At 63.7% G+C, this 2154-nt stretch carries 3 protein-coding genes and 1 rRNA gene; 2 read left to right on the forward strand and 2 right to left on the reverse strand.

The features are described 5' to 3' along the window. Together ISP17_RS19465 and ISP17_RS19470 are read left to right on the forward strand one after the other, a co-directional pair. On the forward strand, positions 1 to 126 hold a 126-nt coding region (locus ISP17_RS19465), incomplete at its 5' end, for an integrase core domain-containing protein (RefSeq protein WP_404636165.1). 34 nt (positions 127 to 160) lie between these two features. Continuing rightward, positions 161 to 919, forward strand: a complete 759-nt coding sequence (locus tag ISP17_RS19470; RefSeq protein WP_404636167.1) for a glutamine amidotransferase — start codon at positions 161 to 163, stop codon at positions 917 to 919. 321 nt (positions 920 to 1240) lie between these two features. On the opposite strand, the gene ISP17_RS19475 is transcribed toward ISP17_RS19470, so the two are convergent. Both ISP17_RS19475 and rrf read right to left on the reverse strand, forming a co-directional pair. Further along, positions 1241 to 1924: a rhomboid family intramembrane serine protease gene (locus ISP17_RS19475; RefSeq protein ID WP_404636164.1), complete on the reverse strand. Its 684-nt coding sequence runs from the start codon at positions 1922 to 1924 to the stop codon at positions 1241 to 1243. 137 nt (positions 1925 to 2061) lie between these two features. Then, positions 2062 to 2154: ribosomal RNA gene (rrf, locus tag ISP17_RS19480) — 5S ribosomal RNA — on the reverse strand; the annotation flags it as partial.

The raw sequence follows: 2154 nt of genomic DNA on the forward strand, positions 1-2154 counted from the left end.
GAGGCCGCCTACTGGTGGATGCTCGACTACAACGAGCAACGCCCTCACGAATCACTCGGCGACCTGACGCCCGCCGAGTACCGTCAACAAGCCGCCAGCGGTTCTACTTTTGAAGTGTCTGCTTGACGGGGGAGCTTACGACCCGACCGATGCCCACTGCATGAGCCGACCCGTCCTGATCATCCGCACCGGGCGCGCACCAGAAGCGATCCGTGCCCGGCATGGCGACTTCCCCCACTGGTTCCGGCTCGCCACCGGCGTGGCCCGCGAACGGATCCAGGTGATCGATGTCGCGGCAGGCGAAACCCTGCCCAAAGCGACCGACATCGCAGGCGCATTGATCACCGGCTCTGCGGCGATGGTGACCGAGCGAGCAACCTGGAGCGAGCGCACGGCGGGCTGGATCCGCGACGCGATGGATCACGAGCTCCCGATGTTCGGCGTCTGCTACGGCCACCAGCTCATGGCCCACGCGCTGGGCGGTCGCGTGGACTACCTTCCCGGCGGCCGCGAGATCGGCACGCTGCCAATCGAATGCCTTGCCGGAGCGGCCGACGATCCGCTTCTCGCATCGCTACCCGGGTCGTTCCGCGCACACACCACGCATGAGCAGAGCGTGCTCGAACCTCCGGCAGGTGCGCGGGTGATGGCGCGCTCGGCCCGCGATCCGCATCACCTGCTGCGTTACGGACCACATGCGGTGAGCGTGCAGTTCCATCCTGAGTTCAATGCCGAGGTCATGCGTGCCTACATTCATCGCAAGCGGCATGACGTGAGGCGCGAGGGCGCCGATCCGACCAGCATCTTCCGGGCGGTGGCGCCCACCCCGATGGCGCGGCAGTTGCTGCGCCGGTTCGCGCGTCACCACCGCCTGTCCGATCACGCTGCTCCAGGCGGTCAACGCCGCGAAGATGGCTAGCGCAGCCGGGTGGGCTGCGTTGACGGAGGTACCCTTTGCCCGCCGTCTGTGTCACGAATCGCAATCGCAAGCCAACCCCTGGGGGCGATTCATACGCCTGCGTCGTGAGATGCGACACGCGTGCGTCCTTGAGCTCGTCCCGGAGGCGCTTTTCGGTCAGGTCCACCAGAAACTCTTCGCCGGTTGGCTGGAAGATCCACTCCCCGAGCTCCGCGGATCCCCGCAAGACACTGCCCGCAACGTGGCGCGCATAGAGTTCGCAGCACTTCCCGAGTGCAGGTGTACGACCCCTTAAAGCTTCTTGGCATGCATGATCTCTGCCTACTTCCGCATGCGCCGGACAATCGCATCGCGTGACAGCCCGCCAAACACGACGCCGAAGAGAAAGCCGGCGATGTGCGTCCACCAGACCACAGCCCCGTAACTCGGGCCGGCATAGCTGAAGAGGAACTGCAAAAGCACCCAGATGCCGATCAGCAGATATGCCGGCACCCTCACGAATTCGAAGTACAGACCCAGCGGCAGTACCAATCCAAGCCGTGCGCGCGGAAACAGCGCCATGTAGGTCCCGAGCACGGCCGACACCGCACCACTGCAGCCGATGATTGGGCGCAGGACACCGGCCAGCGAGAGAGCGCCAATCAGGTTCGACACCATGCCGCCCAGCACGAACAGGGCCAGAAAGCGCAACGATCCCATCGAACGCTCCGCCGGCAGACCGAAAATCGCCAGAAACAGCAGGTTGCCCAGCAGATGCGTCCATTCGACATGGATGAACAAGGCAGTGAACAACCGCAGGAGCGCCGGATCCACCAACTGGGGAAGGATCGGCAGATGCATGTCGAAGATATTTGCCGGGATCGTGCCCCACTCCAGCAGCAGAGACACGCGTTGGGGCGCAGGCATCAGCGCCAGGCTGACAAAGACCATCACGCAGAGAGTCACCAGCAGCAGCGTGGCCCACGTGAATCGAGTACGGCGCCGCTGTTCGACGTGGACAAACATGAAAGATCCCGCATTGGCGGAGCAAGTGGCGGGGAGTATTCCACGCCCGATGCGACAAGAAGAGGCAAGCGCCTCATTGGCAGATCGTGGGCAACAAAAAACCCCCTCTTTAGGAGGGGGTGATTTGCGTATGAGGTCCCTGGCGGTGACCTACTCTTGCATGCGGATGCACACTACCATCGGCGCAGCTGCGTTTCACTTCCGAGTTCGGGATGGGATCGGGTGGGACC

This window comes from Dyella ginsengisoli (assembly GCF_044904665.1).
GTDB lineage: Bacteria > Pseudomonadota > Gammaproteobacteria > Xanthomonadales > Rhodanobacteraceae > Dyella_A > Dyella_A ginsengisoli.

Excerpts from the sequence above, each read along its gene's own strand:
- ISP17_RS19475 (WP_404636164.1), bottom strand. The coding sequence starts at position 1,924 with ATGTTTGTCCACGTCGAACAGCGGCGCCGTACTCGATTCACGTGGGCC.
- ISP17_RS19470 (WP_404636167.1), top strand. The coding sequence starts at position 161 with ATGAGCCGACCCGTCCTGATCATCCGCACCGGGCGCGCACCAGAAGCG.